The 20,149-nt window shown below is 40.6% G+C and carries 20 protein-coding genes and 1 tRNA gene; 14 read left to right on the top strand and 7 right to left on the bottom strand.

The window, feature by feature from the left end; genetic code table 11:
• Positions 1-38: 38 nt before the first annotated feature.
• Positions 39-746 (bottom strand): DsbC family protein, encoded by a 708-nt coding sequence (locus LVY74_RS05815; protein ID WP_237814232.1) that lies wholly within the window; start codon positions 744-746, stop codon positions 39-41.
• A 135-nt stretch (positions 747-881) separates the two neighbouring features.
• Entirely contained in the window at positions 882-1,604 is a 723-nt protein-coding gene (gene ygfZ, locus LVY74_RS05810) for a CAF17-like 4Fe-4S cluster assembly/insertion protein YgfZ (RefSeq protein ID WP_237814231.1), read from the bottom strand.
• A 219-nt stretch (positions 1,605-1,823) separates the two neighbouring features.
• Between ygfZ and LVY74_RS05805 the strand changes: the two genes are divergently transcribed.
• Both LVY74_RS05805 and LVY74_RS05800 read left to right on the top strand, forming a co-directional pair.
• Complete coding sequence (locus LVY74_RS05805) at positions 1,824-2,426, top strand: DUF2939 domain-containing protein (RefSeq protein ID WP_237814230.1); 603 nt, start codon at positions 1,824-1,826, stop codon at positions 2,424-2,426.
• On the top strand, positions 2,426-2,830 hold the full coding sequence (locus LVY74_RS05800) for an NUDIX hydrolase (RefSeq protein ID WP_237814229.1): 405 nt from the start codon (positions 2,426-2,428) through the stop codon (positions 2,828-2,830). Before LVY74_RS05805 ends, LVY74_RS05800 begins: the two co-directional genes overlap by 1 nt.
• A gap of 59 nt (positions 2,831-2,889) precedes the next feature.
• On the opposite strand, the gene LVY74_RS05795 is transcribed toward LVY74_RS05800, so the two are convergent.
• Positions 2,890-3,597, bottom strand: a complete 708-nt coding sequence (locus LVY74_RS05795) for a nitroreductase (protein WP_237814228.1) — start codon at positions 3,595-3,597, stop codon at positions 2,890-2,892.
• Positions 3,598-4,076: 479 nt separating this feature from the next.
• Positions 4,077-4,211 carry a hypothetical protein gene (locus tag LVY74_RS17755; protein ID WP_269090939.1) on the bottom strand — a complete coding sequence of 45 codons (135 nt, stop codon included), beginning with the start codon at positions 4,209-4,211 and terminating at the stop codon, positions 4,077-4,079.
• Positions 4,212-4,281: 70 nt separating this feature from the next.
• Between LVY74_RS17755 and LVY74_RS05790 the strand changes: the two genes are divergently transcribed.
• Complete coding sequence (locus LVY74_RS05790; protein WP_237814227.1) at positions 4,282-5,757, top strand: alanine/glycine:cation symporter family protein; 1,476 nt, start codon at positions 4,282-4,284, stop codon at positions 5,755-5,757.
• Between the two features lie 42 nt (positions 5,758-5,799).
• On the opposite strand, the gene LVY74_RS05785 is transcribed toward LVY74_RS05790, so the two are convergent.
• Positions 5,800-6,609, bottom strand: coding sequence for an IclR family transcriptional regulator domain-containing protein (locus tag LVY74_RS05785; protein WP_237814226.1), 810 nt, complete (start codon positions 6,607-6,609; stop codon positions 5,800-5,802).
• Positions 6,610-6,750: 141 nt separating this feature from the next.
• Between LVY74_RS05785 and pobA the strand changes: the two genes are divergently transcribed.
• Positions 6,751-7,998 (top strand): 4-hydroxybenzoate 3-monooxygenase, encoded by a 1,248-nt coding sequence (gene pobA, locus LVY74_RS05780; protein WP_237814225.1) that lies wholly within the window; start codon positions 6,751-6,753, stop codon positions 7,996-7,998.
• A 295-nt stretch (positions 7,999-8,293) separates the two neighbouring features.
• Positions 8,294-8,370, top strand: a tRNA-Met gene (locus tag LVY74_RS05775).
• A 107-nt stretch (positions 8,371-8,477) separates the two neighbouring features.
• Here LVY74_RS05775 and LVY74_RS05770 read toward each other — a convergent pair.
• Positions 8,478-10,103 carry an NAD+ synthase gene (locus tag LVY74_RS05770; protein ID WP_237814224.1) on the bottom strand — a complete coding sequence of 542 codons (1,626 nt, stop codon included), beginning with the start codon at positions 10,101-10,103 and terminating at the stop codon, positions 8,478-8,480.
• Positions 10,104-10,496: 393 nt separating this feature from the next.
• On the opposite strand from LVY74_RS05770, the gene LVY74_RS05765 reads away from it, so the two are divergent.
• From LVY74_RS05765 to LVY74_RS05745, 5 genes are all read left to right on the top strand, one after another.
• Positions 10,497-10,904, top strand: coding sequence for a DUF2946 family protein (locus LVY74_RS05765; protein ID WP_237814481.1), 408 nt, complete (start codon positions 10,497-10,499; stop codon positions 10,902-10,904).
• A 77-nt stretch (positions 10,905-10,981) separates the two neighbouring features.
• Entirely contained in the window at positions 10,982-13,027 is a 2,046-nt protein-coding gene (locus LVY74_RS05760; RefSeq protein WP_237814223.1) for a TonB-dependent copper receptor, read from the top strand.
• A 42-nt stretch (positions 13,028-13,069) separates the two neighbouring features.
• Entirely contained in the window at positions 13,070-13,354 is a 285-nt protein-coding gene (locus tag LVY74_RS05755) for a hypothetical protein (RefSeq protein WP_151708720.1), read from the top strand.
• The gene (locus tag LVY74_RS05750) at positions 13,320-13,742 is read left to right on the top strand and encodes a DUF2946 domain-containing protein (RefSeq protein ID WP_237814222.1); all 423 of its coding nucleotides are present in this window, start codon (positions 13,320-13,322) and stop codon (positions 13,740-13,742) included. The genes LVY74_RS05755 and LVY74_RS05750 overlap by 35 nt, the downstream gene beginning before the upstream one ends.
• Before the next feature lie 41 nt (positions 13,743-13,783).
• Positions 13,784-14,023 (top strand): helix-turn-helix domain-containing protein, encoded by a 240-nt coding sequence (locus LVY74_RS05745; RefSeq protein ID WP_151708722.1) that lies wholly within the window; start codon positions 13,784-13,786, stop codon positions 14,021-14,023.
• A gap of 68 nt (positions 14,024-14,091) precedes the next feature.
• Here the strand turns inward: LVY74_RS05745 and gltA are convergent, their stop codons facing one another.
• The gene (gltA, locus tag LVY74_RS05740) at positions 14,092-15,366 is read right to left on the bottom strand and encodes a citrate synthase (protein WP_111892993.1); all 1,275 of its coding nucleotides are present in this window, start codon (positions 15,364-15,366) and stop codon (positions 14,092-14,094) included.
• 954 nt (positions 15,367-16,320) lie between these two features.
• Between gltA and sdhC the strand changes: the two genes are divergently transcribed.
• The 4 genes from sdhC to LVY74_RS05720 are packed head-to-tail and all read left to right on the top strand — an operon-like array spanning position 16,321 to position 19,720.
• The gene (gene sdhC, locus LVY74_RS05735) at positions 16,321-16,722 is read left to right on the top strand and encodes a succinate dehydrogenase, cytochrome b556 subunit (RefSeq protein ID WP_151708724.1); all 402 of its coding nucleotides are present in this window, start codon (positions 16,321-16,323) and stop codon (positions 16,720-16,722) included.
• Positions 16,722-17,087, top strand: a complete 366-nt coding sequence (sdhD, locus tag LVY74_RS05730) for a succinate dehydrogenase, hydrophobic membrane anchor protein (RefSeq protein ID WP_151708725.1) — start codon at positions 16,722-16,724, stop codon at positions 17,085-17,087. Before sdhC ends, sdhD begins: the two co-directional genes overlap by 1 nt.
• A gap of 12 nt (positions 17,088-17,099) precedes the next feature.
• A complete protein-coding gene (locus tag LVY74_RS05725; RefSeq protein WP_237814221.1) occupies positions 17,100-18,995 on the top strand; it encodes an FAD-binding protein in 1,896 nt (631 codons plus the stop codon).
• A 14-nt stretch (positions 18,996-19,009) separates the two neighbouring features.
• Positions 19,010-19,720: a succinate dehydrogenase iron-sulfur subunit gene (locus tag LVY74_RS05720; protein ID WP_151708727.1), complete on the top strand. Its 711-nt coding sequence runs from the start codon at positions 19,010-19,012 to the stop codon at positions 19,718-19,720.
• Positions 19,721-20,149 lie beyond the last annotated feature (429 nt).

Here is a 20,149-nt window from a genome sequence, read left to right as displayed (position 1 = left end):
AAAACGCACCTCAGCCGATTGGACGGAGGTGCTTCCAATTACTGAACTGAATCTAGTAACTGATTAATATCATCGGCACTACGTGCGCCAGAAATACGCTGACCATCTTTTAAGAAGAATGTTGGTGTGCCATCAATATGCAGTTTTTCACCCAATTCTAGGTTTTTCTGTACAGGGGTAGCACAACCTTCTTTGCCTGTCGGTTGCTTACGATCAAGTACATAGTTTTCCCATGCACTGTATTTGTCTTTTGAGCACCAGATTTTTTGTGCCATCGCTTCTGCATTTGGATGTAAATTCTTTAATGGATACAAAAATAAATATACAGTGACATTATCTACTTTTTTCAGTTCTTCTTCTAAAGCATGGCAGTATGGACAGTCGGGGTCGCTGAACACATACATCACACGTTTACCATTGCCTTTTACGTGCTTAATTGCTTGATTGAGTGGCAGTGTCTTTACATCAATTTTATTGAGTTCTTGTAGGCGCTGTTCGGTTAGACTGACTTTGTTTTTTAAGTCGACCATATTTCCAATAAAGAAATAACGTGCTTCGTCATTGGTATAGACCACTTCACCTTCCATATAGACTTCATAAATATCTTTAATTGGGGTGGGTTGAATCGACTGTGGTGTAATATCTGGGTAGTTTTTTTGCAGGTTGGCTTTTAGGGTTGCAATATCGGCATGTGCCAGTCCCATGGTCATCAGACTTAGTCCAAGCGCAGCAATCAGTTTTTTCATAAAGTAACTCGAAGTGTGTTCTGTGAAATTTTGGTTATTTTGTAGAAATTATGAGAAGAAAACGAGGGCAATTTGTGGGATTTTTGAATACGGCACTTTGGGCAAACTTGAGCTTGCCCAAAGTTAAATAGAATATTATTGAGGGCGAGCAATGTCCCCATTTAAGGCTTCAGGTAAATCGAGTACTATCCAGCCTAGTTCTGCCAATGCAGCAGGTTTTGCAACGACTAAGGCTTGGAAACCTGTTGCAGTCTCAACGCTATTCACGACTTCAACATCAGCATGAGGTTTGCTTGCAACAGCAGGCACATCGCCAGTGCTTTCAACCAAATGCAGCCAGTGTTTTGGTTTGGCTTTAAACCACAAACGTGCCACGATCTCTTGACCAATATAACAGCCTTTATCGTAATGTACGCCTTCACGCTGATGTAAACGTAGTTCTTGTGGTTGAAACTCATGTGCCGTGGCTTGGCAAATGTAGGCTTGACCCTGTGCGATAGCTTGTTGTTGCCATGCTGAAATATCTGTAACTTCTGCTGCAAAGCTGGTCGAGTCAGAAGTGAGTGTTGGATAAACTTCACCAACTATAGTTAACGTCATTTTAGAAAATGCACCATATTTTTTAATATGCTTGGCAAATTCATCACTTTGGTCTTGTGTAACCACCAATTCAAAATGTTCAGCATCTAATTTATTGAGCCATAAACCAAACTGGATACGACCTTTTAAATCACAAATTGCGGTATAGCGCGGGGTTTGTTCGGCAAGACGCTCAACATGTAAGGTCACTTGTCCTTGCAGAAATTTTTGTGCATCAACACCACTCAGTTGATATTGAATAAAGGCTAAATCACTCATCTTTTTCTCAAAAATTAGGCTTTTTACTATCGGTCTATTGTGGCGGATTTTGCCAAAAAATTCAGCCGTTGATTGTTATGTTTCTGCGTTTAAGCCCAGTGTGCGGCGTTGTAATAAAGCAATTGCTACATAAATCAGCAAAGCGTTACAACATGTAAAGTGAGAATCGGTTACATTAAGCAACTTTGGTTTGTGGTTAAAAAGCAGGGTAAAGTTGCAGTGAAAAAACTCATTGTTGCTCTTGGTGTCATGGTGGTTATGCTGGTGTCAGCATGGTTGGCATCGCCGTATTGGATGATGTACCAACTGAAACAAGCTTACGAAAATAATCAACCTGAACGGATTTCAGCATATATTGACTATGATGCGGTCAAAGAAAGCCTGAAGCCACAAATGAATGCACAATGGTTTGGCACCGATCTAAATCAGGGAGAGCGTCCATCTTGGAAAAAGCTTTTAGGTGCATATATTGGTGAACCGATTACCGATGCGGTTTTAGATACGGTAGTGACTCCTAAAACCATGATTTTACTGTTACAAGGTAAACAGCTCTCTCAATCACTGGTTAGCCACCAAAAGCTAGATGATAGTAGTAATGTCATGCAAGCGAACATGAGTCATACAGCATCCGAGGACTCAACGTCTGAGCTTTCCAGTACTGAATTACAGTACCATGCAGGTTATCAAGATTTAAACCACTTTGTCATTCATGTGGTGCATTTGCAAGGTGCTGATACCCAGTTTATTTTTACTCGTGATGGCTGGAATTGGAAAATGACGGACATTGACCTTGGTCTGACAAAAAATCAGCAGGCATCTTAGTGGGTTTTCATGACTTATATCGCATGAGTTCTCATGCAGTCATCACCAATCACAGCCAGCAAGTGTTATTACTTAAAGCAACTTATGCCAATCAGGCATGGGGCTTGCCTGGTGGTGGCTTGGATGTCGGAGAAACCATTCATCAGGCTTTAATTCGAGAATGTCAGGAAGAATTGGGCTGTGATGTCGAGATTGCTTATCTGAGTGGCGTGTATTATCACAGAGCAGTGAATTCACATGCTTTTATTTTTCGCTGTTTTTTACCTGAGCAGGCAAAAATTCAACTGAGTGAAGAACATTCTGAATATCGCTGGTTTGAGATTTCACAACTGACAGAAGTCCAGCAAAAAAGAGTCTTGGATTGTCTGAATTTTCAAGGCGCAGTTCAAAGTGCCAGTTTTTAACTGATCTCTCTTTAAAATAAAAAGGTCATCAAGCGATGACCTTTTATAACATGTTGTATTTATTCTTCAATAAATACACTAAAGCTTTCTACAGGTTCACGCGGAGTGATGAAGGTATTTACAAGGTCATCGGGGTCTGCATAACCCAAAGCCACAGTACACACCAATTCTTCATCTTCTGGCGCACCAATTTCTTCAAGTACGATTGGGTGAAAATGATTCCACGCAGCCTGTGGGCAAGTGTCTAAACCACGTGCTTTAGCAGCCACCATTACATTTTGAATCATCATGGCAATGTCCATTTTTGAACCAATACCCATCGCTTTATTGACTGTGAAATACAGACCGACAGGTGCATCGAACAGTTTGAAGTTACGCAACTGCTGTGCCGCCATTTTTTCTTTTTCACCGCGTTGAATGTTCAACAAGCCATACAGTCCCCAACCATTGGCACGGCGACGGTCAATAAATGGTGAAATCCATTTTTCAGGATAATACGCAAAGGTTTCTTTATATTTTTCTGCAAGCTCAGGATGTTCATTGACTTCAAGTTGAGCCTGACAGACACGCTCAACCATGGCATCACGTTTTTTGCCTGTAACAACATAAACTTTCCAAGGCTGTGTATTTGTCCCAGAAGGTGCACGACTGGCAACGCTTAAAATGTCACGGATGATTTGTGGGTCAACAGGGGTGTTTAGAAAAGCACGTACGGAATGGCGTGAAGTAATGGCGTCATCGACGTGGCGAACTTGCTCCAAGTTCATAAGTACTCCTGTAATTTGATCAGTTAATGATTTTTTAGCACTATAAACGATAGAGCAGGGCAGTGGCTAGCAAAAGCACAAATCATTTATAGGGGTGACTGTTTAATCATGGTCTTTTGAATTGTTAGACTAAATGGTCAACTTTAACTAACTGTTGTTATAGTAAAAAGTCGGAACTTTATAGACTAGGAAAAGAAAAAATGTTGTTTATTTAATCTAAATAATCTGAATTTTTGATCAAATAATAATAAAAAAGCGTTTGAAATTTAATCACTAAAATGGTGCAAAAAATTAAAAAATAAGTTGGATTTAAGGTTGAGATGGGTATAATTGCGTCTTTTTTTAGTGCAATAGATTTTTTTGGTGCAATTTTGCAGAATGGGATTTCTTCATGCTGTTTGATTATTAATCTTTTCTAAAGATTTTTGTTGATTCTAACTTGTACCAGTCAAAATTTTTTTGCTGAGGGCTGAGCAATTTTATTGTGCAGCACAGTATAGATGCGGTGCTTCATGCCAAGTAAACAGCTTGTCATGTTGACCATCACTCAGGTTTTGTGGGGGAGATTGAGTTCGATCTTTCACGGAAAATAGATGTGTTTGTAAGCAATCCATGCAAACACATATCGAAAGCGGGCTGAATTATCCAAAAGAGTGATCCCGTATAATCTAGAAGGACGTCTGAATGAATTCGGAATTAAATGCATTCCTCATGGAGTGGGTTTCAAGATTAAATGACCCATTATGGAATTTCTTGGTAATTTTACTACTTGCGGTCGGCTTGATTTATACCGTTGTGACAGGTGGTGTTCAAGTTCGAATGTTTTTACAAAGCATTCGAGTGATGAAAGAAAGTCGCCAGCCTGGGGAAGATGAACATGGGATTACCCCATTTCAGGCTTTTGTAACAGGTTTAGCGAGCCGTGTTGGTGTGGGTAACATCGGCGGGGTTGCAATGGCAATCGCAATTGGTGGGCCAGGTGCGGTTTTTTGGATGTGGGTCACTGCAATTGTAGGCATGAGTTCAGCATTTGTTGAGTCCTCTTTGGCACAGTTGTTTAAAATTCGTGATGAAAACAACGCACAGTTCCGTGGTGGGCCTGCGTACTACATCACCAAAGGTTTAAAGAGCAAGCCGTTCGGGATTGTTTTTGCCTTGGCAATGATTTTGGCTTACGGTTTTGTATTTAACTCGGTACAAGCCAATGCCATGATTGATGCTTCATCTCATGCTTGGGGCTGGGACAAAGCCAATATCGTGCTACCACTGGGTGGTTTGAACCTGACCATTTCTTGGGTGGGTTTAGCCTTGGTTGCCATTACGGCAATGGCCATTTTTGGTGGGATCAAGCGTATTGCACATTTTGCTGAAATGTTTGTACCGCTTAAAGCAGGTCTTTACCTAGCAATTGCGTTTTATATCTGTATCAGCAATTACGACATTATTCCTCACATTTTCTACCTGATCTTTAGCAAGGCATTCCAGTTTGATGCGGCTGCAGGTGGTTTCTTCGGTAGCATGGTGTCAATGGCGATGATGCAAGGCATTAAACGTGGCTTGTTCTCAAACGAAGCGGGGATGGGTTCTGCGCCAAATGCTGCGGCAGCATCGGATGTACACCATCCTGTCAACCAAGGTTTGGTTCAAATGCTGGGCGTGTTTGTGGATACTTTCGTGGTATGTACCAGTACGGCACTCATCATCTTGATTTCAGGTGTTTATACCAATTCTGGCTTGCAAGGTGTTGAGTTGACTCAGCATGCACTAGAAACCCAGATTGGACACTATGGCGGTGACTTCCTTGCATTCATTTTGTTCTTGTTCTGCTACTCTGCGATTTTAGGGAACTATGCTTACGCAGAAAGTAACGTCCAGTTCATCAATAACAGCCGTGTAGTGATGTTTATTTTCCGCTTGATGGTGTTGTTTATGGTGTACTTTGGTGCGATTACCAGCGTTCCATTAGTGTGGTCAATGGCTGACTTGTCGATGGGGATCATGGCAACCATTAACTTGATTGCGATTCTTTTGCTGATGCCATTCTTACGCATGATGCTAAAAGACTATCGTTCACAGCTCAATCGTGGCGTGAAAGAGCCTGTATTTAAGTTAGATAACCATCCAGAATTCAAGAAAAAGATCGATACCGATATTTGGTAAGATCACATCGAAAAAGCCAGTGTCATCACTGGCTTTTTTTGTTTAGATCATATTGCGAATTTCTTGGGCACAGTGTCTGAGTAATGGCAAAATACTTTTTAAAAGATAGGCTTCATCGACTCGCTGTTGTTGTGCAATACAATTCAGTGCAGCAATCACTTTACCTTGAGCATCAAAAATCGGCACAGCAATCGCAATGATGCCTAACTCGTGCTGTTCTTGAGAAATACAATAATCTTGCTGAGCAATCTGCTCGAGTTCCTGCAAGAATGTCGCTTCATCGGTAATGCTAAATGGCGTTAAACGTTTTAAGCCATAACGTTCTACCCATGCACGCCGCTTATCTGGACTTAAATGCGCCAAGAGTAATTTTCCTGTTGATGTTGCATGTGCAGGCAAACGATGTCCCAAATGCATACCATACGGATTGAGCCGTAAGCTGTCCGCTTGCGGTAAAAAACCACGCGCAATCGGCACGACTTCCTGTTCATCGAGCACCACCACAGAGAAGGTCTGATTGGTTTGTACACTGAGTAAATTCAGCAGCGGTTGAGCGACTTTAGGTAAATGTGCAGAACTGAGATAAGCACTTGAGAAACGTAATACTCTCGGTGTTAACCAGAAATAATGTTGATCGGTATCTAAAAAACCTAAAAATTTTAAAGTCTTGGCATAACGTCGTGCTGCTGTACGGCTAATCCCTGTACGTTGTGCAATTTGGGTGATATTCAGACGTTGTCGTTCGACACCAAAGGCTTCAAGTACCAATAATCCTTTTGCTAATCCTGCAATGTAATCTTCTTGTGAAATCTGTTCTCCATGTGCTAATTGGAGAATTGCCTGTTGATCCATGGCAAACTAATCCTAATGTGAATTTGTCCGATATTCGGACAAAGTGATTGTATATCGGTCAATTTCCTATTCTAGGCATAGAGCCAGTGAAAAAAACAGCTTAATTTATTCTCAGGATGTGAAATTGATAGGGATGTCATCATGAAAAAACTGAGCACACAAGTTGTGATTATTGGTTCAGGCCCTGCGGGTCTATTACTTGGACAATTGTTGTATAAAGCAGGTATCGAGCATATTTTGCTGGAACAACGTAGCGCAGATTATGTTGCAGCCCGTATTCGTGCAGGTATTTTGGAGCAAGTTTCTGTTGATTTGCTCAAAATTTCGGGTGTAGATCAGCATCTCAATCGGGATGGCTTGCCGCATTCAGGTATTGAAATCCTCACCCATGGAACAAAGCATCGTATTGATTTGTCTGGACTGACCCATGGCAAACAAGTCACGGTTTATGGTCAAACTGAAGTGACTAAAGATTTGATGCAGGCACGCCAACAGGCACAGCTCAGCTCATTCTATGAAGCACAAAATGTTCAGATTCATGACTTTGATAATGCTCCGAAAGTCACATTTGACTATCAGGGTGATCAGTATCAAATCGAATGTGAATTTATCGCGGGTTGCGATGGTTATCATGGCGTATCACGTGCCAGCATTCCTGAAGATCGAATTCAAACCTTTGAAAAAGTTTATCCTTTTGGCTGGTTAGGTGTGTTGGCTGATGTCCCACCTGTAGCGAATGAGCTGATTTATGTTCAGTCGGAACGTGGTTTTGCACTGTGCAGTATGCGTTCAAATACCCGTAGTCGTTATTACTTACAAGTGCCTTTGACCGATAAAGTTGAAAACTGGTCAGATGAGCAGTTTTGGGAAGAGTTGAAACGTCGTTTAGATCCTGAAAGTCGTGAAAAACTGGTAACAGGCGTATCACTGGAAAAAAGTATTGCACCGTTGCGTAGCTTTGTGACTGAGCCGATGCGTTTTGGTAAATTATTCTTGGCAGGAGATGCTGCCCATATCGTGCCACCTACAGGAGCGAAGGGCTTGAATCTTGCTGCTTCCGATATTGCGTATTTGGCAAGTGCTTTAATTGAGTATTATCGACAAGGTTCAGTACAAGGTATTGAACAGTATTCGGAAAAATGTCTACAGCGGGTATGGAAAGCGGAGCGTTTCTCTTGGTGGATGACCAATCTATTGCATGACTTTGAAACGGATTCTGAATTTGAGAAAAAGCTTAAACAGGCAGAATTGAACTATGTCTTGAGTTCAGAGGTAGGGCAGGCAACATTAGCAGAGAATTATGTTGGTTTGCCCTGTGAAGTCGAGCATTTGCAGCAGTTATTGATTAAAGTGGAATGTGAAAAAAAACCTGAGTGTGCTGATGCTTAAAATAGCGAGCAGTGACATAAGGATTTAACATACTTTTTCTTTGATCATTTTGCCCAACCTAGTGTTGGGCAAAATGTTTTTGACTCATCTACTTTGAAATATCCATATATCCGCAAATTGGCAATTTCATATATTGGCTTAAGGTCATCTTTTAAATGAGATAAAAATTCGAAATTTAGTGGCAGAAAAGCTAATTTATAGTCAAAAAACAAGGTTTTGCATATTTGGTGATCAGATAGATTGGAAAATAGTTGACGTGCATTATAGATCTGTAGATAATGCACCCACAGTTTACGGCTATGTAGCTCAGTTGGTTAGAGCACCGCACTCATAATGCGGGGGTCACAAGTTCAAGTCTCGTCATAGCCACCATTTTTATAAACCATGCATCCTTGCATGGTTTCTTTTTTTGTGCCTAATAAAAACTGAAATCATAAAAAACCCAAACGTGTGTTTGGGCTTTTATAGCATTTTAAAGATTAGATGCCAGGTTTCCAGCCATTCATGATTGGGTAGCGGCGTTCGCGGCTAAATGCGCGTGAACTGATACGTGGGCCAATCGCACCTTGGCGGCGCTTATATTCATTACGGTCAACCAAACGAATGACTTTTTGAACAATTTCTTGCTCAAAACCACGTGCAATAATATCGGTTTCGCTACAATCTTCTTCGATATAAGCATAAAGAATCGCATCAAGAATCTCGTACGCAGGTAAAGAGTCTTGGTCTTTTTGGTCTGGGCGAAGTTCTGCTGAAGGTGGACGTGTGATTACACGCTCAGGAATCACAGGAGTTTCGCTGATACTATTACGATATTTTGCCAATTCAAACACAATGGTTTTATAGACATCTTTGAGTACCGCATAGCCACCAACCATATCACCATACAGTGTGCAGTAACCTACAGCTAATTCAGACTTATTGCCTGTTGAAAGGACAAGGTTGCCAAATTTGTTGGACAAGCCCATCAGCAAAGTACCACGCGCGCGCGCTTGAAGGTTCTCTTCAGTTGCATCGGCAGGGCGATCACCAAAGAATGGATAGAGCGTTTGCATGAAGCTATTCACAATTGGGTGAATTTCCGCAATACCAAAGGTAATTCCTAAGCGTTTTGCTTGTTCAGCGGCATCTTCCACACTGATTTGTGATGTATAGGTATATGGCATCATCACTGCTTGAACTTTATCTGCACCGAGAGCATCTACCGCAATCGCTAAAGTCAAAGCTGAATCAATCCCACCTGATAAACCTAAAATTACACCAGGGAACCCTGAGCGTTGAACATAGTCACGTGTTCCCATGACCAAACCTTGATAGATTTCAGCCATCGTATCAAGTTCAGGTGCAATTTCTTGCTGCTTATAAGCGGCGTTTTCAGCATTAAATTCGGTATAATAAATTTCTTCTTTAAAGCTTTCAGTACGTAAAGCAACATCACCATTGCGATTAATTACAAAGCTTGAGCCATCAAAAATTAGGTCATCTTGACCACCCACTTGGTTGTTGTAGACCAAGTTTAGATTCAGTTCTTTTGCCAGTTTTGCCATGGTGTTCAAGCGGTGTTGAGGCTTGCCCACTTCATAAGGCGATGAGTTAAGAACCAAGACAGTATCAACATTGAGCTGGCTGAGTTGCTGAACTGTGTTCAGACTCCAAATATCTTCACAAATCAATACACCAAATTTATGTTCTAGATATTCAAAAATCAGGTGTTGTTGCCCAGTGGTGAAATAACGTTTTTCATCAAAAACGCTATAGTTGGGTAAATTCTGTTTGTTGTAAATTCCTAGAATTTCACCATCTTTCATGACAGCAGCTGAGTTAAAACGCTGACCATCGTCACTATGATGAACAAAGCCAAAGACCATTACAATGTCTTTTACTGCACTGAGAGCAGTTAAGGCATTTTCAGTGCGTTTTTTTAAGCTTGGGCGTAAAAATAAATCTTCTGCAGGGTAACCAATCGTGCTGAGCTCAGGAAATAAAATAATATCAGCATGTTGTTCTTTGGCTTGATTGACCTGCTCGATCATCTTTTGGGTGTTGTTTTCAATATTGCCAATATGTGGAGAGAATTGAGCAAGGGCAATTTTAAAATTTTTCATTCAAATAAAATCCTATTCCTATAGGGCTTACATCAGGCTGATTTATAAATTTAATTGTTCAGCTTAATGCAAAGTATAACAGGGGTATACGGTGGCGTTTAGGTAGTCATACTATATACGAAACACAGCTTAGATTGATCTTAAATATGAAAAAATTCTAGCTGAAATACAGAAAAACCAACATTTTTACTCAGTTTTTTATGAAAATATCACACAATTGAAAAAACCTGTTCAATTTCCTCAAAAATGTGAGCTTAAAATTTCTACGTTGAATTTTTTGGCTCAAAACAAAATAAATATAGTAGACTGCCCGAGGCTAACGTGCCCTATCTTTAAATTAGATTGTAGAGACTCTCATTGCAAAGAACTGGATTTGTAGTTGCACTTGCTGCAATGCTGTTACAAATCGCCGTATTTTTACAGGCGCTACTGCCAGAGAAATTTCAGATTTCTCCGGTGTGTGCCACTATTTCTGATGCTTTAGCGTTAACCACTCATAACAACACTGCCCCAATGGATATGTCGATGGCGGATATGCCAGAGATGTCCCATATGCAGGGTATGTACATGTCACATGCCACGTCCCACGATCAGCAACATCAACATGACCCAAGTCATGAATGTATTTATTGTAAAGTGTATGGGCATGTCGTGGCGTTTCTTGATCTCGACATCAAAGAAGTTTTTGAACGCTTACAGATTCGTTTAATTGCTTTTCAAAAAGCCTTTAAACATATTTACTTTGTTTTACAAAGACTTTTTCTCATACCTCAAGGGCGAGCGCCCCCTCTGTTTGCTTAAACAAAATTTTAAATACAACGATTATATTCTTGAGTAAAGCCTCAAGGATTTTGTTTATGGCATAAAAGAGAAAATTCATGTCACAGCCGAAATTTATTTTACAGTCGCTCGCGGTTGCAGTTGCACTTGCTTCAAATTTGACACATGCAGAAGAAACTACCATTCAATCATCAGTAACAACCGATGAAATTCAGCTTGCGCCGATTGTGGTGACCGCAGAAAAAGGCAATCAGGCGAATGGCTTAGTTGTTGTTGCAGACCCTAAACAACCGATCCAGCCTGTGCCTGCAACCGATGGTGCAGATTATCTCAAAAGTATTATGGGATTTAATGCGATGAGTAGCGGTGGAACCAATGGTGACGTTACATTTCGGGGAATGTTTGGTTCCCGCATTAAAATGCTGACCAATGGAACCGAAAAGTTAGGTGCGTGCCCTGCTCGAATGGATGCACCAACTTCTTATATTTCACCAGAGACGTATGACAAGATCACCGTTGTTAAAGGGCCTGAAACTGTACTTTACCCGACAACAGGTTCAGCAGCGACAGTTTCATTTGAACGTACTCCACCCAAATTGAGCAGTGAAAAACCATATCAAGGGACAGCAAGTGTTTTGGTGGGGTCATATGGCCGTTTAGATCAGAACTTTGATGGGACTTTGGGGGATGAAACCAAATATTTACGCCTGACCACCAGTCGATCTACATCTAACAGTTATAAAGATGGTGATGGGAACAAAGTACCATCGGCTTGGGAGCGCTGGACTGCCGATGTGGCGATGGGTTGGACACCTGATGATGATACATGGCTTGAGTTGAATGCAGGCACGGGTGATGGTTATTCTGAATATGCGGGTCGTTCTATGGATGGCGCGCAGTTTAAGCGTAAGAGCGTGGGATTGCATGCTGAAAAGAAAAACCTGACTGAACATATTAAGAAAATTGAAGCGCAAATTGACTATACCGACAACGATCATGTCATGGATAACTATAGTTACCGTGTGAATACAGGGACTAAAAGTTCGATGGAGCTTGCTCGTCAAACGCTAAATTCACGTTTGGCAATCACCACTGAATGGGGAAAATGGAGCATTGTCAGCGGTGTCGATTCGCAGCACTGGAATCATGGCGGTGATATGAAAATGCAAAGTGCGATGATGACCATGAACAAGCCTTATATGCGCAATATGAAATATCAGTCTTATGGGGCTTTTAGTGAATTCACTTATCATTTAAGTGCAGATAACCAATTGGTGACAGGCGCACGTTTTGATCACGTTGCGATGACAACATCAAAAACCAATGTGATTACCAATCCAAGTGAACGTACTGAAACCGTACCCAGTGCATTTATTCGGATTGAAAATAATTTGCTGAGTTATGGCTTAAAAAATTATGCAGGTCTGGGCTATGTTGAACGTGTTCCAGATTTTTGGGAGTTATATAGCACATCGTTAGCCTCGGGTGCATATACCATTAATAACATGGATGCTGTAAAAACCGAGAAAACCTTACAACTCGACCTTGGGACACAGTGGCAACAGGGGCTGTGGAATGCATGGGTGTCAGCTTATGCGGGTGTCGTGAAAGATTTTATTTTAATGCAATACGCCAATCCAAGTAGTTCACAGTCTTATCCAATGGTTCGCAATGTCGATGCAACAATCGCAGGAGCTGAAGCAGGTGTAGGTTATCAGTTTACGCCGCACGTTCAGACTGATCTGAGTCTGATGTATGCATGGGGTCAAAACACCACGGATCATACGCCATTACCGCAAATTGCACCTTTAGAAGCGCGTTTGAATGTGCGTTATATCCAAGATCGTTATACCTTGGGAATGTTAATCCGTTCAGTCGCCCAACAGAACCGCTATAGCTTATATGAGGGAAATGTTGTGGGTTATGACATGGGGCCAAGTAAAGCCTTTACCACAGTTGCCTTGAATGCGACTTACCATGTGAGTTCGGGAATCGATCTGTCTTTGGGTGTAGACAATCTCTTTAATAAAGCTTATGCCGAGCATCTGAACAAAGCAGGAGCCAGTGTTTTTGGTTATGCCGCAGATACACAATTTGATAGTATTGGGCGTAACTATTGGGCACGCATGAGCTTCAAATTTTAATTGCTCTCAGATTTTTAATCTCTTAATTTAAGGTCTTTTTTTATGGAAAATTCGCAAAATAAGAAGTCATCAGGTGGATGGCGTGGTGTGATTATTGCTGTGGTCTTGGGGCTTACTTTTTTAGGCTTTCTGTATTACAGCGTTGCCTCAGATAGTAACGATATTAACCGCTATTCGCAGCAGTGGCGCTCAACGGGAGATGAATCATCATCTTCAATGCAGCATGATATGTCCAATATGAAAGATATGGATATGTCGAAAATGAGTGAGCAAGATATGGCAAACATGCATCATGATACGCCAGCAAGCGCGGTTAAACAGCAATAAGAAGGGGACGTTTCGCTTCACTTTTGCATATTTAGGGCTGTTTGCAATTCTGTGTCAAATCGCAGTGTTTGCTCAGCCGTTATTGCCTAAAAAGTTCCAGATAGAACCTGCATGTGTGATGGTCATGAATGTTGCAGAGCATTCTCATATGCAGCATTTACCTGTGCACGACAACTCAAAACAGCATAATTGTTTATATTGTTTTGTTTATGGACATCTACCGATTGCTTTGGGACTTGGTGTTCAGGCAGTTGTGGATGGAATTCAAATCAAAATCCTGATGTTGGTCAACAACGTCAGGCGATTTTTTGAAATATTTTGGGATAGCCTCTTTTTATTGCCACAAGGGCGAGCACCCCCTGTGATGTTGAGAATGAATAGTTATTGATATTTCTAATCACATTATAAAAATAGGTGGGGATGCAAAGAATGTATATCCAAAACCAATCCATTCATCAAACACAAGATTTGAAACTGGCTCGGCAAATTGTGCTAGCACGTAAGCAGGTTCAAATTACCCAATTGCAACTGGCTCAGGTATTGGGCATTTCGGTAAGAACTTTGGAAAGTTGGGAGCGAGGTACACGTCAACCTTCAAGTGCAGCGCAGACCTTATTGAAACTTTTTATTCAAAATCCGCGCTTTGTCGTTCGCTATCTTACATATTGATTGATCAATAATTAAAAAAGACCGCAAATGCGGTCTTTTTTGTCGTTTTGCTACTTTCCTGCGAGGAATTAGCGATTGATGTCGCGTTGAGTTTCGCCAGTGTAAAGCTGACGAGGGCGACCAATCTTGTAAGCAGCGCTGTGCATTTCTAACCAGTGGCTGATCCAACCAACAGTACGTGCAAGCGCAAAGATTACGGTAAACATTTCTGTTGGGATACCAATCGCTTTTAAGATGATACCTGAGTAGAAGTCTACGTTTGGATACAAGTTACGGTCGATGAAGTATTGATCTGACAATGCAATACGTTCAAGTTCCATCGCAAGTTCAAGTTGAGGATCATTGATACCAAGCGCACTAAGCACTTCGTCGCAAGTTTCTTTCATTACTTTAGCACGAGGGTCAAAGTTTTTATAAACGCGGTGACCGAAGCCCATTAATTTAACTTCTTTGCGTTTCACTTTTTCCATGAATTCAGCAACGTGTTCTACGCTACCAATTTCGTCAAGCATTTTAAGAACTGCTTCGTTTGCACCACCGTGCGCAGGTCCCCAAAGTGCAGAAATACCAGCAGCAATACATGCATACGGGTTAGCACCAGTAGAACCAGCTAAACGAACAGTTGAAGTTGATGCATTTTGTTCGTGGTCAGCATGAAGCGTAAAGATACGATCCATTGCTTTAGCAAGAATTGGGTTGACTTTGTAATCACGGTCAGCAGGTGTAGCAAACATCATGTGTAAGAAGTTTTCTGCATAACCTAAATCATTACGTGGGTAAATGAACGGTTGACCTACAGTGTATTTGTAGCTCCACGCTGCAAGTGTAGGAATTTTTGCAATCAGGCGAACTGCAGTAATCTCACGATGATTAACATCTTCGATGTTCAAGTTGTTGTGATAGAACGCAGATAAAGCACCAACAACGCCAACCATTATAGCCATAGGGTGAGCATCACGACGGAAACCGTTATAGAAGCGGCTTACTTGGTCATGCACCATAGTGTGGTTACGAACTTTTGCATCAAATTCTGCTTTTTGTTCTGGCGTTGGTAATTCACCATTTAAAAGCAAGTAGCAAGTTTCTAAATAGTCAGCTTTAGTCGCTAATTGATCGATTGGATAACCACGGTGTAATAAAATCCCTTTGTTACCATCGATAAATGTGATTTTAGATTCACAAGAAGCGGTAGCCATAAAACCAGGGTCAAAAGTGAAGTGCCCAGCAGCCAATACATCCTTAACGTCAATAACGTCTGGACCTAATGTACCACTGTAAATTGGTAATTCAATTTCTTTTCCGTCAAGTTTTAAAACGGCTTTCTTGCCAGTTGCTTCAGACATTCAATAGATCTCCTGTCCTGGTGAATGTTGATCTGATACGTATTAATTGTATTTTAATGAACGCAATCAGGGGGATAAACATGGACAAAGATTATTCGTTACCACAAAATTGTCAATAATACTTATGGATTAACTTTTAACCTCTATGTTAATCGCATCCATGCTGTATCTAGGTGAATTGGTGGTACGTTTTTTTGCCCGACATAAATGTACAGCAAGCAGTGCTTAAAAATACAGTGCATATTGCAACTATCATGTGAAAAAAGAGGCAAAAAAGCTTAAAAAAGAACAAAAAATAAGCACTGGAATGATGAAAGCCTATGAAACACGGTTATTTGCTCTCGAAATATTTAGTAAAACATTTATTGGTAAAAAGTCATAATCAGAATTCATGAAGCTTTGCGCTATATCACATATTTAGCTCAATTTAGATGAAATTAGGCACTCTCATGGGAAAAAACAATGATTAAATACGACAAATTGGTAAAGTTTATTTTTAAAGACTATTTATTTTCTAAATACCAATTCTTTTAAAAAATTATCGCCATGAAAGGGGATTTTGTGATATTTGGCGAAAAGGTATGCAAAAAGTTGGTTGTGTATTTTGTTAAATAAATGTTCCTTATTATTTTTCATAATATTGGTCTTTGGTTGTAAGGGTAAACTTGCACGATGACGATGAAATTTAAAATAAATGATTAAATTAATTTATAAAAATAATAACATAGCGCAAAAATGTTATGAAAAATAGTGAATTTTCGAGTTAAAAATATATGTAAATGATTCTTATTTATGAAAAATATTGAAAATGCATGCATTTAGGTTGTTTGAATTTTGTTAGTTTGCGTTCTATAATCCAGTGTCGTTTAAAAGTTTAGGCATTTGCTCGCCTAACGATGCCAGCTTTCCTTCGAATTAATCAAACAAACTCCAGCTGGAGTTTCTACTTACAGGATGCCCGCTGTGAAAAGCAACAGACCTGTCAATTTGTCCATGGGGCAGGTGTTAGCGGTTAACTTACGCTCTCCCGTGGCTATTGCATCAATCTTGCACCGTTTATCAGGTGTCATCGTATTTTTGTTGGTTCCAGTACTTTTATGGATATTAGATAAGTCATTGTCTTCACCTGAAGGCTTTACTTATGTAAAAGAACAAATATTTGGGAATTTCTTAGTACGATTCATTGTTTGGGTTTTTGTAGCAGGTTTAATTTTCCATTTTATTAATGGTATTAAACATCTACTCGCAGACCTTGGTTTTAATGAAGAACTACAAAGTGGTCGAGTGGCAGCTACAATTTCATTGGTTCTATCTGTGGTAGCAATTATCGCAGCCTTTGTGTGGATTGTATTCTAATGAAAAGTGCTACAGGTTTAACGGGTTCAGGTTCTCGCGATTGGTATCTCCAACGTGTTAGCGCGGTTATTCTAGCTGTTTATACAGTCGTGATTTTGGGTTGGATTTTATTCCACAGCGGCTTTAGCTATGAACAATGGTCTGGCTTTATGATGACTTTGCCAATGAAGATTCTTTCATTGCTTTCAATTTTATCATTGGTTGTGCACGCTTGGATTGGTATGTGGCAAGTCTTTACAGACTATGTGACTACTCGTCAGATGGGTCCATCTGCTAAAGGTTTGCGCCTAGTATTAACGAGTGCAGTAATTATTGCTGTGTTTGTATATGCAATCTGGGGTATCCAGATTTTCTGGGCGAATTGATAGGAAAAAATCATGGGCGCTATAACCCCTAAAGAAGATTATTCAAATATTCAAAATCTTACCTTTGATGCCGTTATTGTTGGCGGTGGTGGTTCAGGTATGCGAGCTTCTTATCAGCTCGCACAAGCTGGATTGAAGGTAGCGGTTTTAACCAAAGTATTCCCGACTCGTTCTCATACAGTTGCTGCTCAAGGTGGTATTGGTGCATCTCTTGGAAATATGCAAGAAGATAACTGGCACTACCATTTTTATGACACTGTTAAAGGTGGCGACTGGTTAAGTGACCAAGATGCGTGTGAGTTCATGACTCGTGAAGCACCAAAAGTGGTGTATGAGCTTGAGCATCTAGGTATGCCATTTGACCGTAATAATGATGGTACGATTTACCAACGTCCGTTTGGTGGTCACTCTGCAAATTATGGTGAAAAAGCAGTACCTCGTGCATGTGCAGCAGCTGACCGTACAGGTCACGCACTTTTGCATACGCTTTATCAAAGCAACGTGAAAATGGGTACACAATTCTTTGTTGAGTGGATCGCACTTGATTTGATTCGCAATGAAGAAGGTGATGTTCTTGGTGTAACAGCGTATGACCAAGAAACAGGAAACATTGCAGTATTCCATGCAAAAGTCACATTGTTGGCAACAGGTGGAGCAGGTCGTGCTTACCGTGCATCAACCAATGCCTATATCAATACAGGTGATGGCTTGGGTATGGCTGCTCGTGCGGGTATCCCATTGCAAGATATGGAGTTCTGGCAATTCCACCCAACAGGTGTAGCTGGTGCTGGTGTCTTGCTCACTGAGGGTTGTCGTGGTGAAGGTGCGATTCTTCGTAACAAGGATGGCGAACCGTTCATGGAACGCTATGCACCGACATTAAAAGACCTTGCGCCTCGTGACTTCGTTTCTCGTTCTATGGACCAAGAAATTAAAGAAGGTCGTGGTTGTGGTCCTAAAGGAGATTATATCTTGCTAGATATGACTCACTTGGGTGCAGATACGATCATGAAGCGCTTACCATCTGTATTTGAGATCGGTAAGAAGTTCGCGAACGTAGATATCACTAAAGAGCCAATTCCTGTTGTGCCAACAATCCATTATCAAATGGGTGGGATTCCAACCAATATTCATGGTCAGGTTGTGATTCCAACAGGTGTTGAAGAAGGTGAATTTACAACTCACTATAATAAAGAGACGAAAGAATATTCTCATACAGGAACACGTGATTACACACAACCTGTAAAAGGTTTCTATGCTATTGGTGAGTGTTCTTGTGTGTCTGTACATGGTGCAAACCGTTTAGGTACAAACTCGCTACTTGATTTGGTTGTATTTGGTAAAGCTGCTGGTGAGCATATTATTGATTATGTGACCAAGCATCATGGTGATGATTATGCGCCGTTACCAACCAATGTTTTAGAAAAAACATTAGCACGTGTTCGTCATTTAGATGAGTCAACTCAAGGCGAAAATGCACAAGATGTTGCTGATGCAATTCGTGATATCGTGCAAGATCATGCAGGTGTATTCCGTACTCAGGCTTTGCTTGATGAAGGTGTAAGACAAATTCTTGCGATTGAACCACGCGTGCGCAATATTCATCTGAAAGATAAATCTAAAGTATTTAACACTGCTCGTGTTGAAGCACTTGAGGTTGAAAATCTGTATGAAGTTGCGAAAGCCACATTAATTTCTGCAGCTGCACGTAAAGAGTGTCGTGGTGCGCATACCGTTGTGGATTATGAGTTACCGCCAGATCATGAAGACTATCCATATGGTCGCCGTGATGATGAGTGGATGAAACATACCCTTTGGTATTCTTCAGATAACCGTTTAGAGTACAAACCAGTACGCTATAAGCCGTTGACTGTCGAAGCGATTGAACCTAAACCACGTACATTCTAATCGGGAGTATAAAGATGAGTAGAGGTACTCGTACATTCGAAATCTACCGCTATGATCCTGATAAGGATAAAGCACCGTACATGCAAACTTTTAAGCTTGAATTGACTGATAAGCACCGTATGTTGCTTGATGCTTTGCTTGCGTTGAAAGTGCAAGATGAAACATTGACTTTCCGTCGTTCTTGCCGTGAAGGGATTTGTGGTTCAGATGGTGTGAACATCAACGGTAAAAATGGTTTGGCTTGTTTGTGGAATTTGAACGATTTACCAGAAAAAATCGTGATTCGTCCATTACCGGGTTTGCCTGTGATCAAAGATTTGGTTGTTGATATGAATCAGTTCTATGATCAATACAACAAAATTCACCCATTCTTGATCAACAGCCAACCAGCTCCGCCTAAAGAACGTTTACAGTCTCCAGAAGAGCGTGAACATTTGAACGGGCTGTATGAGTGTATCTTGTGTGCATGTTGTTCAACTTCATGCCCATCATTCTGGTGGAACCCTGATAAATTCTTGGGTCCTTCAGCATTATTGAATGCATACCGTTTCATTATTGACTCACGTGATACAGCAACTCAGGATCGTTTAGCGCGTTTAGATGATCCATTTAGTCTGTTCCGTTGTAAAGGTATTATGAACTGTGTGTCAGTTTGTCCTAAAGGTTTAAACCCAACTAAGGCAATTGGTCACATTCGTAGCATGTTGTTAGACCAAGCGGGCTAATTTTATGCAAAAAAAGCGCACATTATTCAATGTGCGCTTTTTTTTATTTGTAGTTGGAGTGTTAAGCTTATTGGACTTGAAATTGCATATTTCTGATAGATCGATCAACATATATACCTGTTTTGTATTTATATATTTTGATCAGTTATGAGGGGTATGTGGGAAAAAAATTAAATCATTTCGGAGAACATGTTAGCATTTAGCAAGTCACTATATTGAAAAAAATAGTGAAAAAAAAGAGCTATTATTTTCATAATGTGAGAAAATAGCATGAGTTTAAAAGGCGCCTAAAAACGTTTTAGAAAAGCTAAATCGTGAATTTATCTTTATCTAAGACGATTTGCAAAAAATTGCTCGGCTTTTGGTCGGGTATAAGTGAGTGATAATGCCAGGTATGGGCGTTATCATTCATTGTGCCTGTAAAGTAGG

The organism is Acinetobacter sp. ME22 (assembly GCF_022012315.1).
Taxonomy (GTDB): Bacteria; Pseudomonadota; Gammaproteobacteria; order Pseudomonadales; family Moraxellaceae; genus Acinetobacter; species Acinetobacter brisouii_A.
Note: the sequence above shows the minus strand (reverse complement) of the source record. Positions and strands in the feature narration are given on the sequence as shown.